The sequence below is a fragment of the Streptococcus danieliae genome (genome assembly GCF_009767945.1).
GTDB lineage: Bacteria > Bacillota > Bacilli > Lactobacillales > Streptococcaceae > Streptococcus > Streptococcus danieliae.
On the sequence record NZ_WSRS01000170.1, the window covers coordinates 1 to 830 of the forward strand.

The window sequence follows — 830 nt, forward strand, 5'->3', positions numbered from 1 at the left end:
CTTCATTTGGAAAAACAACTCGCTTCTTGGTTTGTCTCTTAATCTGCTTATTCATGGATTCAATCAAATTCGTGGAATAGATACTGGATCGAATGCTAGGAGGAAAATCATAAAAGGTTAAAAGATTGTCTATATCAGCTATTTTCTGAATCAGTTTCGGATACTGTTTACCCCATTTTTCCATGAAGATTGTCAGAATTTCTTGTGCCTGAGAACGATTCTCGCACTTATGAAGCATCTTAAAATCCTCTAAGATATCTTTTCGATCGACTAGTTTTACTCGGTTTCCGATGTTTCTGGAGATATGCACTAAACAGCGCTGTTGCTTAGCCAGTGGGAAATTTTGATAAATAATTTGATCTAAACCTTTGAAACCATCTGTCACAAATAAGGATACCTGTTTAACACCGTTAGTCTTTATTTTTTCAAGTAAATCAGACCAGGCTGTATTGTTTTCATTTGGTGAGATTTCATATCCAAGGATTTCTTTATAACCTTGATGTGTAATTCCAAGGGCAATATGAATACACTCTTTGCTTACAGAAGTCCGACGTAATGGGAGATAAGTGCCATCCAAATAGACAATGGAATAGCGTTCCTGTAGTTTTCGTTCATGGAATGCAGTAACGTTTTCTTGAGTCAACTGGGTGATATTTGAAACCGTAGCTGGTGAGTAATGATGACCAAACATTTGTTCGATTAAATTTGCGATTTCTCTTGTTGTTACACCTGTTTGATAAAGCTTAATAATCATTTTTTCCAGCTCATCATCTCTTCTTGAATAAGAAGGAATGGCTTTAGGGACAAATTCGCCATTACGATCTCTTGGA

General features: G+C 36.1%; 1 protein-coding gene. It reads right to left on the reverse strand.

Annotation, left to right across the window (positions count from 1 at the left end):
• Positions 1-830 (reverse strand): IS256 family transposase (locus E5983_RS09260; RefSeq protein ID WP_160333513.1); only part of this gene is annotated, 830 nt, incomplete at both ends.